At 39.0% G+C, this 18,646-nt stretch carries 17 protein-coding genes; 14 read left to right on the top strand and 3 right to left on the bottom strand.

Annotation, left to right across the window (positions count from 1 at the left end):
- The first annotated feature begins 19 nt into the window (after positions 1-19).
- The 7 genes from ftsZ to ileS all read left to right on the top strand — a co-directional run bounded on the left by ftsZ (position 20) and on the right by ileS (position 7,488).
- Complete coding sequence (gene ftsZ / locus RWU19_RS05970; RefSeq protein WP_002291854.1) at positions 20-1,261, top strand: cell division protein FtsZ; 1,242 nt, start codon at positions 20-22, stop codon at positions 1,259-1,261.
- Between the two features lie 16 nt (positions 1,262-1,277).
- Complete coding sequence (locus RWU19_RS05965) at positions 1,278-1,955, top strand: YggS family pyridoxal phosphate-dependent enzyme (protein WP_002310280.1); 678 nt, start codon at positions 1,278-1,280, stop codon at positions 1,953-1,955.
- Between the two features lie 13 nt (positions 1,956-1,968).
- Positions 1,969-2,568 carry a cell division protein SepF gene (locus RWU19_RS05960; protein ID WP_002291852.1) on the top strand — a complete coding sequence of 200 codons (600 nt, stop codon included), beginning with the start codon at positions 1,969-1,971 and terminating at the stop codon, positions 2,566-2,568.
- A 23-nt stretch (positions 2,569-2,591) separates the two neighbouring features.
- Positions 2,592-2,870 (top strand): YggT family protein, encoded by a 279-nt coding sequence (locus RWU19_RS05955; RefSeq protein WP_375730960.1) that lies wholly within the window; start codon positions 2,592-2,594, stop codon positions 2,868-2,870.
- 48 nt (positions 2,871-2,918) lie between these two features.
- The gene (locus tag RWU19_RS05950) at positions 2,919-3,701 is read left to right on the top strand and encodes an RNA-binding protein (protein WP_010733377.1); all 783 of its coding nucleotides are present in this window, start codon (positions 2,919-2,921) and stop codon (positions 3,699-3,701) included.
- Between the two features lie 20 nt (positions 3,702-3,721).
- The gene (locus RWU19_RS05945) at positions 3,722-4,429 is read left to right on the top strand and encodes a DivIVA domain-containing protein (protein ID WP_123838047.1); all 708 of its coding nucleotides are present in this window, start codon (positions 3,722-3,724) and stop codon (positions 4,427-4,429) included.
- A 260-nt stretch (positions 4,430-4,689) separates the two neighbouring features.
- Positions 4,690-7,488, top strand: a complete 2,799-nt coding sequence (ileS, locus tag RWU19_RS05940; RefSeq protein WP_024634776.1) for an isoleucine--tRNA ligase — start codon at positions 4,690-4,692, stop codon at positions 7,486-7,488.
- Between the two features lie 48 nt (positions 7,489-7,536).
- On the opposite strand, the gene zwf is transcribed toward ileS, so the two are convergent.
- The 3 genes from zwf to RWU19_RS05925 form a co-directional block, all read right to left on the bottom strand.
- Positions 7,537-9,063 (bottom strand): glucose-6-phosphate dehydrogenase, encoded by a 1,527-nt coding sequence (zwf, locus tag RWU19_RS05935; protein ID WP_002291842.1) that lies wholly within the window; start codon positions 9,061-9,063, stop codon positions 7,537-7,539.
- A gap of 14 nt (positions 9,064-9,077) precedes the next feature.
- The gene (locus RWU19_RS05930; protein WP_002286616.1) at positions 9,078-9,725 is read right to left on the bottom strand and encodes a metal-dependent transcriptional regulator; all 648 of its coding nucleotides are present in this window, start codon (positions 9,723-9,725) and stop codon (positions 9,078-9,080) included.
- Positions 9,726-9,898: 173 nt separating this feature from the next.
- Positions 9,899-10,228, bottom strand: a complete 330-nt coding sequence (locus RWU19_RS05925) for a DUF4828 domain-containing protein (RefSeq protein WP_002375263.1) — start codon at positions 10,226-10,228, stop codon at positions 9,899-9,901.
- Between the two features lie 176 nt (positions 10,229-10,404).
- Between RWU19_RS05925 and sfsA the strand changes: the two genes are divergently transcribed.
- The 7 genes from sfsA to RWU19_RS05890 all read left to right on the top strand — a co-directional run bounded on the left by sfsA (position 10,405) and on the right by RWU19_RS05890 (position 18,590).
- A complete protein-coding gene (gene sfsA, locus RWU19_RS05920; protein WP_316002647.1) occupies positions 10,405-11,133 on the top strand; it encodes a DNA/RNA nuclease SfsA in 729 nt (242 codons plus the stop codon).
- A 15-nt stretch (positions 11,134-11,148) separates the two neighbouring features.
- Complete coding sequence (locus RWU19_RS05915; RefSeq protein ID WP_002315401.1) at positions 11,149-12,162, top strand: Gfo/Idh/MocA family protein; 1,014 nt, start codon at positions 11,149-11,151, stop codon at positions 12,160-12,162.
- The gene (locus tag RWU19_RS05910; RefSeq protein ID WP_123838048.1) at positions 12,162-13,439 is read left to right on the top strand and encodes a DEAD/DEAH box helicase; all 1,278 of its coding nucleotides are present in this window, start codon (positions 12,162-12,164) and stop codon (positions 13,437-13,439) included. The genes RWU19_RS05915 and RWU19_RS05910 overlap by 1 nt, the downstream gene beginning before the upstream one ends.
- A 62-nt stretch (positions 13,440-13,501) precedes the next feature.
- A complete protein-coding gene (locus RWU19_RS05905; protein ID WP_010733382.1) occupies positions 13,502-16,204 on the top strand; it encodes a sigma 54-interacting transcriptional regulator in 2,703 nt (900 codons plus the stop codon).
- A 151-nt stretch (positions 16,205-16,355) separates the two neighbouring features.
- The gene (locus RWU19_RS05900) at positions 16,356-16,673 is read left to right on the top strand and encodes a PTS sugar transporter subunit IIB (protein WP_123838049.1); all 318 of its coding nucleotides are present in this window, start codon (positions 16,356-16,358) and stop codon (positions 16,671-16,673) included.
- A gap of 28 nt (positions 16,674-16,701) precedes the next feature.
- A complete protein-coding gene (locus RWU19_RS05895) occupies positions 16,702-17,022 on the top strand; it encodes a PTS lactose/cellobiose transporter subunit IIA (protein WP_002286604.1) in 321 nt (106 codons plus the stop codon).
- Between the two features lie 107 nt (positions 17,023-17,129).
- Positions 17,130-18,590 carry a PTS sugar transporter subunit IIC gene (locus tag RWU19_RS05890; RefSeq protein WP_002292902.1) on the top strand — a complete coding sequence of 487 codons (1,461 nt, stop codon included), beginning with the start codon at positions 17,130-17,132 and terminating at the stop codon, positions 18,588-18,590.
- Positions 18,591-18,646 lie beyond the last annotated feature (56 nt).

Raw genomic sequence — 18,646 nt, 5'->3', positions numbered from 1 at the left:
ATCCTGGGAGGAATAAGATATGGAATTCTCAATTGATAATAATATCAATGACGGCGCAGTAATCAAAGTCATCGGAGTCGGCGGTGGCGGTGGAAATGCTGTGAACCGAATGATTGAAGAAAACGTCAAAGGTGTTGAATTCATTACGGCCAACACAGACGTGCAAGCATTAAAAAATTCAAAAGCTGAAACAGTTATCCAATTAGGACCAAAATATACTCGTGGTTTAGGGGCTGGTTCTCAACCAGAAGTTGGACAAAAAGCGGCAGAAGAAAGTGAACAATCCTTACGAGAAGCTTTAGACGGTGCAGATATGATTTTCATCACTGCAGGAATGGGTGGAGGAACTGGTACAGGTGCTGCGCCAATCGTTGCAGGGATCGCTAGAGAACTGGGCGCATTGACCGTTGGTGTCGTTACACGTCCGTTCACTTTTGAAGGACCTAAACGTGGCCGTTTTGCTGCAGAAGGTATCGCTCGTTTGAAAGAAAATGTCGATACATTATTGATTATCTCAAATAACCGTTTACTAGAAGTTGTAGATAAAAAGACACCAATGCTTGAAGCTTTCCGTGAAGCAGATAACGTTTTACGTCAAGGTGTACAAGGTATCTCTGACTTGATTACGGCACCAGGTTACGTTAACCTTGACTTTGCTGACGTGAAAACAGTGATGGAAAACCAAGGTACAGCATTGATGGGAATCGGTGTAGCTAGTGGAGAAGATCGCGTAGTAGAAGCAACGAAAAAAGCAATCTCCTCTCCATTGCTTGAAACATCTATTGATGGAGCGGAACAAGTACTTCTTAACATCACAGGCGGTTTGGATATGACATTGTTTGAAGCACAAGATGCTTCAGATATCGTAGCAAATGCAGCAACTGGCGATGTAAATATTATTCTAGGTACATCTATCAATGAAGAAATGGGCGATGAAATCCGCGTGACGGTCATCGCAACAGGTATCGATGAATCAAAAAAGGAGCGCAAGTCTAGCCGTCCAGCTAGACAAGCACAAATGCAATCACCTGCTCAAAAGACTGTATTAGATATGGATCAAGCTAAACCAACTTCTGCAGAAGAAGAAAACAGTTTTGGCGATTGGGATATCAGACGTGAACAAAATGTTCGTCCTAGAGTTGATGATTCCAATTTTGACAATATCGAAAAAAAAGAATTTGATACATTCAACCGCGAAGAAACAAAATCTCATGGCGATGATGAATTAAATACGCCACCGTTTTTCCGTCGTAAAAAATAAAGGAGAGGAAGAGCACATGATTGCTGACAACTTGCAGAAAATCAAGCAAGAAATTCAGGATTCGTGTGCTCTTGTTCATCGTGATCCGAAAGAAGTTACATTAGTAGCTGTAACAAAATCTGTTGAATCAGCTCAAGCTGAAGAATTGGTCAGAGCTGGCGTTATGAATTGTGCAGAAAACCGAGTAGATAAACTATTACAAAAGAAACAAGATTTATTTGATTTTCCCGAAATAAAGTGGCATTTAATTGGTAATTTACAGCGCAGAAAGGTAAAATTGATTGTAAATGAAATTGATTACTTTCATGCGTTGGACAGTTTAAGATTAGCAGAAGAAATCCAGAAGCGGTTAGAAAAAGAATTATCCTGTTTTATTGAAGTAAATGTTTCTGGTGAGGAATCAAAACATGGAATTTCACCAGATGAGCTTTTACCGTTTGTGGAATCTTTAGCTGCCTGCACAAAAATCAAGGTTGTTGGGTTAATGACTATGGCGCCTAAAGAAGCTTCTGATGAGCAAATCCATAAAGTGTTTGGTACGCTGAAAGAATTGCGTGATCTTGTTCAAGCAAAAGGTTATGCCCATGCACCATGTAATGAATTAAGCATGGGGATGAGTCAGGATTTTCAAATTGCGATTGAAGAAGGTGCAACATTTATCCGTGTAGGAACAGCGCTATTCAAAGACGAATAAAGGAGGAACAAAAATGCCGCTTTTAAACAGAGGAGCAATTGCTAATTTTTTCGGATTAGCTGATGAGGAAGAGTACGAATACCAAGATTATCCTGAAACAACAAAAAAGGCTGTACAGCCAACTAAAAAAAATATAACACAGAATCAACCAACTCATTCTGTATCTGCTGCGAATACTCATGAGAAACAAAAAACGGCGACTTCACGTCCTGTAACGCATGAAAGTATTCAGCCGGCTGAAAAGAAAAAAGTAATTGAACTACATCAATCACCTACAAAAACTGTAGCGAAAGAAAGAACAGCTTCAAGAACGTCTACACAACCTAAAGCAAATCTTGCGGGAAAAATCACTGTGATGGAACCAAGAGCTTATTCTGAAGCGATGGCGATTGCTAAACGAATCATCGCTGGTGAAGCAACCTTAGTGAATTTTCATTTAGTGGAAGAAAAGCAAGCGAGAAGAATCGTTGATTTCCTAACAGGAACAGTTTATGCATTAGATGGAGATATCAAACGCGTTGGAGATGAGATTTTTCTTTGTACACCGACAGGGATGGAGATTGACAGTTCAACCGCTCAATCTTTTGCAGATGCGAATTTGTTTGATCTGTAAGAGGAGGAACTACGATTTATATTATTGCGCTATTACTTCATTTAATTCAACGGGCAACCTATTTCTATAGCATTATCTTGATGGTATATGCTTTGCTCTCTTGGTTTCCAGGCGGTTATCAATCAGGATTAGGACGGTTTTTAGCTAAGATCTGTGAACCATATATCAGTTTATTCGATCGTCTGCCTTTAAGGATCGGTCCTTTGGATTTCACGATTTTAGGGGCCATTCTAATCTTGAACTTAGCCGTACAAGGATTAGCACAGATCGTTATATGGATAACTATCCATTTAGTTTATTGATTCAAGCAACAAAATCTTTATTCTCAGAATAGATAGGAGGGGAAAAGTTTGGATGCAAATGTATACCAGCACTTTCGGGCAGATGAACGTACATTTATCGACTCAGTAGGTGATTGGATTGAACAAGTTCAAGGACAATATGCGCCATATCTGACTGAATTTCTTGACCCCAGACAATCCTATATTTTAGAAACACTGATTCGGCAAAGCAGTGATTTGCGTTTCATGTTTTATGGTGGATATGAACAGGCAGAAAGAAAAAGATGTTTGATTTTCCCCGATTATTACGAACCTGTAGAGGAAGATTTTGAAACAGCATTGTATGAAATCCATTATCCTAGCAAATTTGCCAGTCTAAGTCATGGGAAAATCCTTGGGACTTTAGTGGGAACAGGTATCAAACGCTCTTACTTTGGCGATATCATCTCAGATGGCGATCGCTGGCAAGTATTTATTGCAAATGAGGTGGATCATTTTGTTGCTGCACAAGTAACAAAGATTGGAAAAGTTGCTGTACGCTTGGAACCAATCAAATACACAGAAATGATTTTGCCGAAAGACAGCTGGACACAAGAAAGAGGGACTGTTAGTTCTATGCGACTGGACAGTGTGATCTCTGAGATTTATAATATTTCCAGACAGCGGTCCAAGCAGCTGATCGAAGCTGGTAAAGTAAAAGTGAATTGGACAGAAAATACAAGACCTGATTTTGTACTTGAACTATTAGATATTATTTCAGTCAGGGGTTACGGCAGAGTCCAGATCCAAGAACTTGAGGGGAAGACGAAAAAAGAAAAGTACAGGGTGTTGTTCGGTGTATTACGTAAATAAAATAAAAAGGTGGTTTACTCATGGCTTTAACTCCATTAGATATCCAAAATAAGACATTCCCAACAAAAATGCGGGGATATAATCAAGACGAAGTAGATGATTTCTTAGATTTAGTTGTTCGTGACTACGAAGAATTGACTCAAAGAAATCGTGAATTAGAAAAAGCAGTCAAACATTCAGAAGAAAAACTTGAGTATTTCAATGAATTGAAAGATGCATTGAACCAATCGATCATCGTAGCTCAAGACACAGCGGATAAAGTAAAAACAAGTGCAAGTAAAGAATCTGAAGTGATCGTTACTTCTGCACAAAACAAAGCAGATGAGTTAGTTGCGAATGCTGAAAAACGTGCACACCAATTAACAACTGATGCAGAAGAAAAAGCAAGAAAAATCTTGACAGATGCAACAGAAAAAGCAAGACAGCTTGCGACAGAAACAGAAGATCTTAAGAAAAAGACACGAGTGTTCCATCAACGTATCAGCTTGATGCTTGAATCTCAATTGGAACAAGTGAAAAGCCCAGAATGGGACGAAATTTTACAACCATTCTCTAGCTATGTGACTGACAGCCATGAAGTGATCAAAGAAGTTTTAGCAAAACAGCTTGACAACGAAAATGATACTGATGTAAACTCAGACAGAGGAGTCATAGAAGCACCTATGACGGCATTTGATACACAGGCTATCGATATCTCAATCGTACCTGGTGAACATGAAAACGAGTAGAACAGAAAAGCACTTTGTTATTCTTAAAGCGAGCCGATGAGAGTGGAAGATCGGTAAGACACTGCATCGTGAAAGATCCTCTACTTGAGACTGCTTTTCTGAAACTAGAGTAAGAAGCAGCGGCTGACCTCGTTATTGGTCACAGAGAGTTTGCATTAGATAGATGCAACTAAATTTGGGTGGTACCACGGCATGTTCGTCCCTTGCGGCTGAACATGCCTTTTTGTGTCCGAAAAATAAACGAAGGAGTGAATGGTTGAATGAAAATGAAAGAAACCTTGCAATTAGGAAAAACAAAATTCCCTATGCGTGGTAATTTGCCAAACCGAGAAGGCGAATGGCAAAAAGAATGGGAAGAAAATCAAATCTACCAAAAAAGACAAGAATTGAACGAAGGAAAACCTAGCTTTGTTCTTCATGATGGACCTCCTTATGCCAATGGTAATATCCATTTAGGGCACTCACTGAATAAAATCAGTAAAGACATTATCATTCGTTCAAAATCAATGTCTGGCTATCGCGCACCATATGTTCCAGGCTGGGATACACACGGATTGCCAATCGAACAAGTGTTGGCTAATAAAGGCGTGAAACGTAAAGAAATGTCCATGGCAGAATATTTAGAAAAATGTCGTGAATATGCACTTTCCCAAGTAGATAAGCAACGAGAAGATTTCAAACGCCTAGGGGTTGCAGGAGATTGGGAACATCCCTATGTCACATTAGACCCTTCGTATGAAGCTGCACAAGTACGCGTATTTGGTAAAATGGCTGAAAAAGGTTATATTTACAAAGGGTTGAAACCCATTTACTGGTCTCCGTCAAGTGAGTCTTCTTTAGCGGAAGCTGAAATTGAATATAAAGATGTAAAATCTCCATCTATTTTTGTAGCTTTCAATGTCAAAGACGGCAAAGGCATCCTTGATGAAGATACAGCTTTCGTCATTTGGACGACAACACCATGGACATTGCCAGCAAACCAAGGTATTGCTGTAAATCCCAAATTTACGTATGTACTGGTCGAAGCTGATGGCCGTAAGTTTGTTGTAGCAAAAGATTTGCTAGAAACAGTTCAAACAGAAATCGGTTGGGAAAATGTAACGGTTCTAAAAGAATTTGCTGGCCAAGAAATGGAATATATGACTGCAAGTCATCCATTCTATGACCGTGAATCGCTTGTAATTTTAGGTGACCATGTTACTTTAGACGCTGGTACTGGATTAGTCCATACTGCTCCAGGACACGGGGAAGATGACTATATCGCCGGTAGCAAATATAAACTATCTGTAGTGTCACCTGTAGACTCAAAAGGGTTGTTTACAGAAGAAGCTCCTGGATTTGAAGGAATCTTTTATGATAAAGCAAATCCTATGATTACTGATTTATTAAAGGAAAAAGGAGCTTTGCTGAAACTAGATTTCTTTACCCATAGTTATCCTCACGATTGGCGGACGAAAAAACCTGTGATTTATCGTGCAACTCCACAATGGTTTGCATCTATCGATAAATTCCGTCAGAATATTTTGGATGAAGTAGAAAAAGTAGATTGGGTTATCCCATGGGGAAAAACACGTTTATATAATATGATCCGTGATCGCGGCGACTGGGTCATTTCTCGTCAACGTGCATGGGGAGTGCCGCTTCCGATTTTCTATGCTGAAAATGGTGAAGCAATCATCACGCCAGAAACAATCGAACATGTAGCAAAATTATTCGCTGAACATGGATCAATCATCTGGTTTGAAAAAGAAGCAAAAGAACTTCTTCCTGAAGGATTTACTCACCCAGGTTCTCCTAATGGCGAATTTACAAAAGAAAAAGATATCATGGATGTCTGGTTTGATTCTGGTTCTTCTCATGAAGCTGTTTTACGTCAACGACCAGAATTATCATTCCCAGCAGATATGTACTTAGAAGGATCAGACCAATATCGTGGCTGGTTCAACTCAAGTATCACGACAAGTGTGGCTATCAATGGCGTAGCACCATATAAATCAGTTATTTCTCAAGGATTTGCTTTAGATGGCGAAGGCCGTAAGATGAGTAAATCTTTAGGAAATATCATTGCACCAGAAAAAGTGATCAAACAATTTGGTGCAGATATCCTTCGCTTGTGGGTATCTAGTGTCGATTATGAAGCAGATGTTCGTGTATCGATGGATATCTTAAGTCAAGTGGCAGAGGTATATCGTAAGATCAGAAATACGATGCGTTTCTTATTAGCGAATACAGAAGATTTCGATCCTAAAAAAGATACTGTTTCGTACAATGATTTACGCTCTGTAGACAAATACATGACCGTACGATTGAACCAAGTAATCAAAGAAATCAGAGAAGAAGGATATGACAAATATAATTTCATGCATATTTACCGTACAGTTATGAACTTCTTGACTGTTGATCTATCGTCCTTCTACCTGGATTTTGCTAAAGATGTGGTTTATATCGAAGCAGAAGATGATTATCAACGTCGTTGTATGCAAACTGTTTTCTATCAAACAGCTGTAGCTTTGACGAAACTATTGACGCCTATCATTCCACATACGGCGGAAGAAATCTGGTCATTCCTGAAAGAAGAAGAAGCATACGTTCAGTTAAGCGAGTTTCCTGGCTATGAAGAGTTTGCGAACCAAGAGGAATTGATGGACACTTGGGCTGCTTTCATGGATTTCCGTGACAAGGTCTTAAAATCATTGGAAGAAGCAAGAAATAGCAAATTGATTGGTAAATCATTGGAAGCAAAACTAACTGTTTATCCAAAACAACAAGTTCGTGAAATGTTAAAAGCTTTGGATGCAGATATTGCACAATTGCTGATCGTTTCCCCAGACTACTTTGAAGTAATGGAAGCAGATGTACAAGTGCCAGATAATGCTGTGGTATTTGATGATGTTGCTATTACAGTGGAAAAAGCAGACGGAGAAACGTGCGATCGCTGTCGTCAAGTTCGTAAAGATGTAGGAGTAGATGAAAAACTTCCTCATCTATGCGGTCGTTGTGCAAAAATCGTTGAAGCATTCTATCCTGAAGCTGTAGCTGAAGGATTCGAAGAAAAGTAAAATGGAAAAGGGGTTGTGACATGTTTTTTGTCACAACCCCTTTTGTTATCAATCGATTAATTTTCCACGTTCGCGATACCAGTTATCTGGTTGCCAGATCCATTCGAATCCGTCTTTTTCAAGTAATTCGAAAGCTGCTTTAGGCCCCATTGATCCGGCCTTGTAGTTTGGAAAGTCCGGTTGTGTTTGGTCCCAAGCTTTGCGAATGACATCCACGATATGCCAAGATTGAGCGACTTCTTCCCAATGAGAGAAATTCGTTCCATCACCATTCAACGCATCTAGCAGTAATTTTTCGTAAGCTTCTGGGCTATTTTCAACCATTTCTGCACTATTTCGAAATTCTAATTTGATTGGTTCCGTTTCAAACCCTTGACCTACTTCTTTTCCATTCAGGGATAAAGAAAATCCTTCAGTTGGCTGGATATAGATCGTTAGAACATTCGGTGGGAGTGTCGTATCGTCACATGGTTCATCGACAGATGTTTTGAATACATTAACAGGAACCTGTTTGAACACGATATTGATCCGAGTACCTTTTTCAGTCAAACGTTTGCCTGTACGCACATAGAAGGGAACACCAGACCAACGGAAGTTGTCGATAGTGAATTTTCCTGCGACGAAGGTTTCGGTCTCTGATTGAGCATCCACTTTGTCTTCTTCTCGATAACCTTTGAATTGTACGCCATCTAATTCACCTTGAGCATATTGTCCACGAACGAAGTTTTCTAACACTTCTTCTTCGTTGTAGATGCGGATTGCTTTCAATGCTTTGATCTTTTCTGTACGGATTTCTTTTTCGGAAAATGCTACTGGTGGTTCCATTGCAAGTAATGCTACAACTTGCAAAATATGATTTTGCACCATGTCTTTCAGTGCGCCACTATGATCGTAGTAGCCCCCGCGATCTTCTACACCAAGGTTTTCACCAAAAGTGATTTGGATATTATCGATGTAACGATTATTCCATTGAGCCTCAAAAATATTATTGGCAAAACGGATAGCTGAGATGTTTTGGATCATTTCTTTCCCTAAATAATGATCGATCCTGAAAATATCTTGTTCAGGGAATACTTCTCTGATTTGCTGATTCAATTCGAAAGCAGATTGGTAATCCGATCCAAACGGTTTTTCTATAATCAAACGATTGAAGCCATTTTTTGTCATAATGTTTTGTGATTTTAAATGAGAAACGATCGTTCCGAAAAATTGAGGTGCCATGGCCAAATAATAGACGCGATTGCCGTTTAACTGATAGTGTCCATCTAATCGGTCAGACAATTCTTTTAATGTTTGATAATGTGTTGAATCATTTACATCATGGGATTGGTAGTAAAAATGACTAGCAAAAGTAGTTGCTTCTTCATCAGAAGGATTCAATGCACGGATCGTTTCTTTGACAACTTCACGGTAGTGTTCATCGCTCCAAGGACGGCGAGCGGTCCCGATCACGGCAAAATGCTCGCCTAAATTTCCTTTTCTGTAAAGGCGGAACAAAGACGGGTACAATTTACGTTGGGCTAGGTCACCTGTGCCGCCGAATATCGTAAACAATACATTTTTTTCATTAGACATGTAGATACACTCCTTTATATTTTATCGACAAAAATCGTGCTGGCCGCCTTGAAGCTGACGGGTATTTTCTTTCTATCATTTTGGATAGTGATTGGTCCTTCATAAGCTGCGATATCAACGATCTCATACTCTTCGTTGATATTCAGGTCAATTGTGACTAAGTAATCCAACAATTCTTTTTCATCAAGCACTCGTGCGATACGCACTTTTGTACCGACAGGATAAGATTCTAGTGTTTGCCGGCGTTCTTCATGGACGACTTCCTCTTTTTTAGGAATCGATCCTCCATGAGGACAATGTTCAGGATGATTCAAATAGTTTTCTAAATGATCTGCAAGATGTTCCGAAGTCACATGTTCCAATACTTCAGCATCATCGTGGACTTCATTCCAGCTATAGTCTAAATGTTCAACTAAAAAAACTTCCCATAAACGATGTTTGCGAATCAAACTGCTAGCTTTTTGCAGTCCGCTTGCAGTCAATTGTACACCTTGATAAGGGGAATGTTCTACAAGCTCTTCTTTCACAAGTTTAGAAATCATTTCACTGACAGACGCAGCCGAGACATCCAGGCTAGATACGATTTGTTTATTGTTGACTTTCGTTGTATCTCCGCCTAGTTCTAAAATGATTTTCAAATAATCTTCTCGATTTGGTGTCATATTCGATCATCCTTTCATGGTAAAAACCATCATTAGTAAGTGTAACAAAAAAAACGTTAATTGACTATTTTTCTAAATAAAAAACAAAGGATTTTTGGACGTTTTTACAACAAAAAACGAAAGACGAGAAAGAAGACTCATACTTTCGTTTATAGATATATATTGGGAGGTGTCTATTTTTCAGATGTCAACTTATACGAGACATCTGCAGATTCATCATAAAGAGTTTGTTCGGGATAAGAAAAGACAAGATAAAAACCGTATTGATCACGTACGACTAAACGCTGTTCATCTATTTCTACTACAGATGTGCCAAGTGACTGACCGTTGATCAAAAACGTGTAATCAGATGTAATCTGTAATTGTTGTTTTTGCTGGCTATCACTGAAGAACCATGTACCTTGATACCTCGAGAGTCTTTCAGATTTTTCCGCTTGTTTTTTCTTTTTCAAGTAAATCCAACTTGAGAGAACGGCAACGAGTGAACCAAGAAAATAGATCATTTTTTTTATCACCAAATCACTCCTTTATGAGAAAATCATCGTATAGAAACATTCTTCCTTCTTCATTTCATTGTACCGAATAAAAACTAAAATTTCTCTAAGACTTTCGACTGGTTTTTTTACTGTTTTTCCACAAATTATGATAGGATACATAGTAGGAAGACAGGTGACATAATTTGAAGTATCAGCAAGTTGAAACAGCTTTTTTTATTGACCGCCCGAATCGGTTTATTGCACATTGCATGAAAAAAGACGGAGAAATGATTATCGCGCATGTCAAAAATACAGGCAGAGGAAAAGAGGTCCTGATACCGGGCGCTGAAGTGGCTATTGTATTTGCTCCTGGACCTAAAAGGAAAACCGACTATGATCTGATTGCTGTAAAAAAGAAGGGTGATTGGTTCAATATCGATAGTCAATTGCCTAATCAGTTGGCAACTGACGGTATTTTAGACGGCACGATCCTTTTACCAGGATTAACTGGTCCATTTACAGCATGCAAGCGGGAAGTAACTTATCTTCACTCCAAATTTGATATTTATTTGGAGACGGCGGCCGGACAAAAAGCATTTGTTGAAGTCAAAGGTATGACGCTTGAAAATAAAGCAATTGGTGCTTTTCCTGATGCGCCTACACTCAGAGGATTGAAACATGTTGGAAAATTAGCGTATGCCGCACAAGATGGTTATGCCGCTTATGTCTTGTTTATTGCTCAATTCGAACATCTTCATTTCGCAACGATCCATGAAGAAATGCAACCAGCACTAGCTGATATGGTTCGACATGCGCAGCAAAGTGGAGTGCAAATCCTCGCCTATAATTGTCAAGTAACGGCAGATGAGGTAACTGTCAAGCAGGCTATCCCATTTGATGTAGCTATCCCGTTTGAAGATCCTATACAATAGAAAGAAGGTAAAAAAATGATCAACTTAGGTATTATTGGAACAAATTGGATCACTCATCAATTTGTCCAAGCAGCTTTGAGCACAAAAAAATATGAATTGACAGCGGTATATTCTAGACATTTGGAAAAAGCACAGGAATTTGGTTCTCATTATGAAGGGGATATCGAATTTGCAACAGATTTGAAGACTTTTTTCAATATTGCTCATATGGACACTGTTTATATAGCTTCTCCAAATAGTCTTCATTTTAGTCAGACTAAGCAAGCAATTTTGGCAGGTAAAAATGTAATAGTGGAAAAGCCAGCTTTTTCGACGCCAAAAGAAATGGATGAAATCATCCATTTGGCAAATGAACACAATGTGTATTTTTTTGAAGCAGCAAGAAATATCCATGAATCAGGTTTTAAAAAGATTGCCGATTACTTACCATTAAAAGACGAGATAATCGGTGCAAATTTCAGCTATATGAAATATTCTTCGCGTTATGACCAAGTATTAGATGGAGAAGAACCAAATATCTTCTCGACTCATTTCTCAGGTGGTGCATTGATGGATTTAGGTGTTTACCTTGTGTATGCAACTGTCGCTTGGTTTGGAATGCCAAAAGAAGTCCATTATTTCCCAAGAAAGATTTCTACTGGTGTGGATGGTCTTGGATGGGGAATCTTGCGTTATGATACTTTCGATGTATCGATCCAACCAGGTAAAATCGGTGATTCTTATCTGCCATCAGAGATCTATTTTGACTCAGGAACGCTAGTGATGAATGGCGTCAATGCAATCGAACAAGCAGAGTTTCATGATCGGGTACACGAAGAAATCATTGACTTAGCAGTAACAGCTGCAGAAAATCCAATGGCAGATGAAGCAGAGGATTTTGCCAATGTCATGACTCATCCGAAAGATCCAGCTTGGGGATTATTGTATGAAGAGTGGATCGAGCTAGCTAGAAATGTGAACCAAGTGATTTATGATTTAAGAAAAAATGGTGGCATCAAATTCGATGCAGATAATGAGGAAGATTTTTAATGAACGAATTTGTACAAGTATTTCCCGAAAATTGGCAGAAAAATTATGAGAATAAAGGATTTATTACACCTTCTCTTATTCAACAGGCAGTTTTTCAGCCATTAAGCAATAAACAAAGCATAGTAGCCATCTCTCCAACAGGTTCAGGTAAAACACTGGCTTATCTTTGGCCGTTACTACTAAACGTAGAACCAGGTGAAGCAAGTGCGTTGGTTATCTTTGCATCTTCTCAAGAACTAGCTATTCAAGTAGCAGATGTTGCACGTGAATGGGGAAAAGACAAAGAATTGAAAGTCCAATCTTTGGTGGGCGGAGCAAACGTTAAACGACAAATTGAAGGTTTGAAGAAAAAACCAGAAATCTTGATTGGTACACCAGGAAGAATATTGGAATTGATGAAAGCTAAAAAAATAAAAGCACATCAAGTGAAAACAATGGTATTTGATGAAGCAGACCAGCTATTTGATGCGGGGAACAGCCAAATCATTGATCAGATTCTTCATCAAGCTCCGACAGAATATCAGCTAGCCTTTTTTTCAGCAACAGCAGATCGTTCCCTTGAAAGCATTGAAAAAATCACTGGGAAAACGTTTGAGACGATCGACGTGACAGCAGAAGATGATTCTCGAAAAGGCTTGAGACATTACTTTTTACGAGTGCCAATACGAAAGAAAGATGAATATCTAAGACGTCTCACTCACATAGAAGATTTTCAAGGTCTGATTTTCTTTAATCAACTGACTGAATTAGGTGTGATGGAAGAAAAATTGCTGTATAGAGGGGTACCTGTAGGAAGCCTGGCCTCTGATCAAAACAAGCTGCTCCGAAAAGCGGCGCTGGAACAATTCAAAAAGAAAAAGATCAGCGCACTTTTGACCACAGATGTGGCGGCTAGAGGTTTAGATATTACAGGACTTCCTTATGTCGTGAATGCAGAAGTGCCGTTAAGTGAAGAAGCTTACTTGCATCGTTCTGGAAGAACTGGACGAATGGGCAATGAAGGAACAGTGATCACACTCGTACAAGATAACAATTTAAGAGATTTGAAACGACTTTTACGTCCGACAAACATAACACTTGAAGAGATTTTTCTGCACGGAGGAAAGTTACAAACGGATCAACCAATCAAAGAAGATGTAGCTACCGCAGCGAATAACAAGTATAAGAAATCTTTTCCTGGGAAAGAACAAAATCCAGAGCATAACAAAAACAAACTAAGAAAAAAAGTTAAAAATAAATCAAAAAAAGAGAGAAATAAAGGAGCAAGGCGCAAATAAGCGCCTTTTTATGCTATGATTATGAAAACGGGAACAAAATTGGTTGCCAGAGGAGGGATTATGTGAAAGAACGTCAAGAAGAGATCTTGCATCTATTGACAGAAAACCAACAAGGATTGACAGCAAGTGATGTAGCTGAGCGTTTAAATATTGATCGAAGCAATGCAAGCCGATATTTAAGCGAACTGTATAAGGCTCATCATATTGTAAAAACCGCTGGCCGACCAGTCGTTTACTCCTTGCCAACGGAAAAATCAAAATCTGATGAAGTACATGTCGACTCTTCTACACAAGTGACTTTTGAAACGCTCGTTGGAGAAAATGATTCTTTAAAAGTCAGCATACAGCAGGCAAAAGCAGCGATTCTTTATCCGCCGCGGGGGCTGCATACCATTATTTTTGGAGAAACTGGTACAGGGAAGTCGATGTTTGCAGAATGTATGTATCATTTTGCAATCGAATCTGAAATGCTTTCAGCCGATGCGCCATTTGTTTCTTTCAATTGTGCGGATTATGCTCAAAATCCCCAACTGCTCTTTGGACACATCTTTGGGATCAAAAAAGGGGCTTACACAGGAGCAGCGCAAGATAGTCCTGGTTTAATCGCCAAAGCAGACGGCGGTATATTGTTTTTAGATGAGATCCACCGTTTACCGCCGGAAGGGCAGGAAATGCTGTTTACTTTCATCGATAAAGGTATCTATCGTCCACTTGGAGAAAGTGCACAAGTACATGAAGCATCAGTTCAGATCATTGGGGCAACAACTGAATCTTCAGAAAGCTTCTTGACTACCTTCAACCGACGGATCCCTATGGCTATCACCTTGCCAAACCTTGCTTCGCGTTCATTGGATGAGCGTTATGAGATCATCTCTCTTTTTATCAAACAAGAAGCGAACCGTTTGAATCAACGTATCGATATCGAAAAAGAAGCGATTCTTGCCTTTATGCTTTATGATGCGGAAGGGAATATCGGTCAAGTGAAACGAGACCTGAAATTAGTCTGTGCAAAATCTTTTTTACATTACCGAACGCATCATGAGAAAAAGCTAATCATTCGAAAAGAAGAACTTTCCCTTCAAGTACAAAAAGGACTACTGAAAATCAAGGAAATACCAGAACGCCTCGACCGATTCATGGACAGTAAGAGCCAGTATTTGACATTTGAACCAGGGTTTGCTGATGTCGTCTGGTCACAAGATCCAGAAAGAAACATGCAAGTCTACAACGATATTGAGGAAAAAGTTACTTCTCTTTCTGAAACCGGTGTGGAGAACATCGATTTGGAGACGCTCATTTCAAAAGATGTGGATGCTTATTTTCAGACATATGTCAAAGAATTGACTAAAAGTTCAATCCCAAAAGATCTTTTGCCAGATGAAATCTGGCGGTTAACCAATCAATTGTATGATGTGGCTGAAAAACGGTTAGACCGTATTTATAATGAAAAAGCTCGTTTTGCTTTTGCTTTGCATTTGCAAAGTACATTGGATCGTGTGAGAGAAGGACATATGATTGTCCATCCAGATTTGAATAATGTACGAAAAAATTTTAAGAGGGAATTCCAGGTAGCAATCGATCTTTCGACAATCATCGAAGAAGAAGAACAAGTCGAGATTCCTTTTGATGAAATTGGCTTTATCAGTATGTTTCTTTCTATCAATTTAGGAGAAAGTGAGCCCGTTAAAGAAAACAAAGTAGATGTTCTTGTACTGATGCACGGCAGACAGACCGCTTCAAGTATGTTGGAGATGGCGCAAGAACTATTAGGAACAAAAGTAGGGAAAGCTTTTAATATGCCATTGGTTATGGAAGTTCAAACAATGTATGAAGAGGTACTACAATATGTCAAAAATTATCAGGGGCATTTGACGAATGGCTTGCTTTTGTTAACAGATATGGGATCATTAAACACCTTCAGTGATTTGATTTATGAAGAGACTGGCATTCGGACGAAAGCTATCACAATGACAAGTACAATGATTGTGATAGAAGCGATACGGATGGCAAGTGTTGGAAGAAGCTTAGAAGACATCTATCAAAATATTCAGCTCTCCTTTGAATCAATCGTACGTGATCAGTTCAAAGCGGAAAAATCTGAAACTTTACAGCGTAAAAAAGCCGTCATCGTGACATGTTTTACTGGTGAGGGAGTAGCTGCCAAATTGTATCAACGGATTATGCCGGTGATTAATCAAAACAAAGTAGAACTGATCCAGATGCAGTTTTTAGAACGCGAATCATTCAAAAAACACATCGATGCCTTATTGGAAGAATACGAGATCAAAGCAATTGCAGGAACGGTTGACGTTGATTATCAAAATATCCCATTTTTTTCTGCCTATGACGTTTTTGATGATGAAAAATTGAATGTTTTAAAGCGTATAGCTGATGATGAGGTTCCAACAGCTAAAATTGTTGATTCACTTTCAGGATCATTAAGTGATGTCTTTTCTATTGATGAATTGATCCGCTCATTGCAAAAAACAGTTCAGCAGATCCAGACAGATTTGTCGATTATCGTAGAACCAGGAGTAGATACTGGAATCGTCATCCATTTAGCCTTCATGCTAGACGGTTTGATCAAAAAAGAAACACATCGGCAATTTGAGAAACTATCTATTTTCTCAAAAATTTATCGCTTGGAAATGGATATCGTTCGAGCAAACTTGATGGCACTAGAACGAAAATATCAGGTAAAAATTTCAGAAGATGACATCGCGTTTCTTACACAAATGTTTCTTGAAAACAAAATAAAAAAATAAACACACTAATCATACTGTTTACACACTGGATATCAGTGTGCGCACTATATAAAAGAGCTAAAAAGCATGAAAACGCTATTTTAGCTCTTTTTTTCTTGGCATGCTTCTTGCATTATATAAAAGTGTAAAAAAAATAAAAGGAGTGTTAAAAATGGCAAAAAAAACAATTATGTTAGTTTGTTCAGCAGGGATGAGTACGAGTTTATTGGTCACAAAAATGCAAAAAGCAGCAGAAGAAAAAGGAATGGAAGCCGATATTTTTGCTGTTTCTGCCTCAGATGCAGATAATAATTTAGAAACTAAGAATGTCGATGTTTTATTATTAGGTCCTCAAGTACGTTTCATGAAAGCTCAATTCGAACAAAAACTTGCGCCTAAAGGTATTCCGTTAGATGTCATCAATATGCAAGACTATGGCATGATGAATGGAGAAAAAGTACTTGCACAAGCAGAAAATCTAATGAAATAAATCAAGTATGCAGTTGGGGGATAACAACGTGGAAGATCAACAAAATCTAGAAGCCATCATGGGACTCATCATGTTTGGCGGTAATGCAAAGAGCGACGCAATGGAAGCGATTGCGGCTGCTAAAATCGGTGATTTCGAGCTAGCGGATAGAAAAATCGCTGATGCAGAAGAATCACTTATACAAGCACATCATGCACAAACAGACATGTTGACACAAGAAGCACAAGGAAATCATATGCAAGTGACGTTATTGACTGTTCATAGTCAAGATCATTTAATGACGTCTATTGCGTTTACTGATTTAGCAAAAGAAATCATCGAACTTTATCGTCGCGTATACAGCGAATAAATACAACTTCTTTTTTGAACGGAAGAAGAAAAATTTTTGAACGGATTTTTTATTTTGTTATAAAGAGAACTCTCTTTATATAAAAAACTTATAGGAGGAAGTAAAAAATGAACGGACTAACAAGTTGGATGGAGAAATACATCCTGCCGGTTGCCGCAAAAATCGGAGCGCAAAAACATTTAGTTGCTTTGCGCGATGCTTTTATCGGCACACTGCCCGCAACAATGGCGGGATCAGTCGCTGTAATGATCAATGCAATTATTCGAGATTTACCGCAACAGTTTAACAGTACCTACGCTGACAGTTTAGCAGCAGACAAAGGAATCTTTGCCGTATTGAATGTCATCATCGGAATCAATGGTTTTGTCTGGAACGGTACACTAGCAATCGCCGGATTGATTTTTGCCTTTTCTTGGGGGTATAATCTTGCCCGAGCTTATGGAGTAAATGATTTAGCTGGGGGGATCGTTGGTCTAGCTACCTTGATTCAAGGTATTTCCTTTGGTCCAGCATTATCAGCAGCATTAGATGTGAATGTCCCTTCAAATGTCGCAGATGCAATCAATAGTTCTGAGATTGGTGCAACGATTGCAGATGGCACACTGTCAGTTGGATTATGGGGTTGGCTAAAACTAGATCATTTGAATGGAAACGCTTATTTTACAGTTATGATCATGGGAGCAATTTCAGTCATTATTTTTTGTAAATTGATGCTTGCTAACATTACGATCAAAATGCCTGATTCAGTACCACCAGCAGTATCTAAAGCATTTGCAGCCATTTTACCAGCGACGATCGCTTTATACGTCATTGCTATTATCAATTATATCGTAGGTCGTGTAGCTGATGGGCAACTAATCATCGATTTGGTGCAAAAATATATTGCAGAACCATTCCTAGGATTATCCCAAGGGTTGGGAGCGGTATTGATCGTCACAGTGTTTGTTCAAGTATTCTGGTTCTTTGGTATTCATGGACCAAATGTATTGGCACCAGTGCTAGAGGGAATCTGGGGACAAGCACAACTAATCAATATTGATATTTTCCAAAAAGGTTATAACGGAAAAACTGGTACACCAGCCGTGTTAGACGCAATCGAAGATGGAAAAGCTTATATGTGGGTCCGTGGATCGTTCGATGCTTTTGCATGGTTTGGCGGATCAGGTGGAACGATCGTCTTACTGATAGCTATCTTGATTTTCTCTAAACGAGCGGATTATTTAACAGTAGCTAAATTATCCATTGGACCTGGTATTTTCAATATCAACGAGCCAGTGATGTTTGGTCTGCCGATCGTATTGAATGCAATCATGTTCATCCCATTCTTGATTGCTCCAGTAGTTGCGACAGCTATCGGTTGGTTAGCAACTTACTTTGGACTTGTAGCACCAGTTTCGCAACAAGTTACATGGGTAGTACCGCCGTTCTTATTGTCATTCTTAGCAACAGGAGCGGATTGGCGAGCACCAATCGTAACGTTGGTATGTATGGTCGTGACTTTCTTGATTTGGGCACCGTTTGTCATTTCTGCAAACAAAATGGACCCTGCCGCAGGCGAACAACAATAAGATGAATCTGAGGAGCGGGACGCTTTAAGTTTCGTTCCTCATAATGAATTTTCGAG

Origin of the sequence: Enterococcus sp. 2STP (genome assembly GCF_032465635.1) — a bacterium.
Lineage (GTDB): Bacteria > Bacillota > Bacilli > Lactobacillales > Enterococcaceae > Enterococcus_B > Enterococcus_B lactis.
This window is presented reverse-complemented; position numbering and strand designations above follow the sequence as displayed.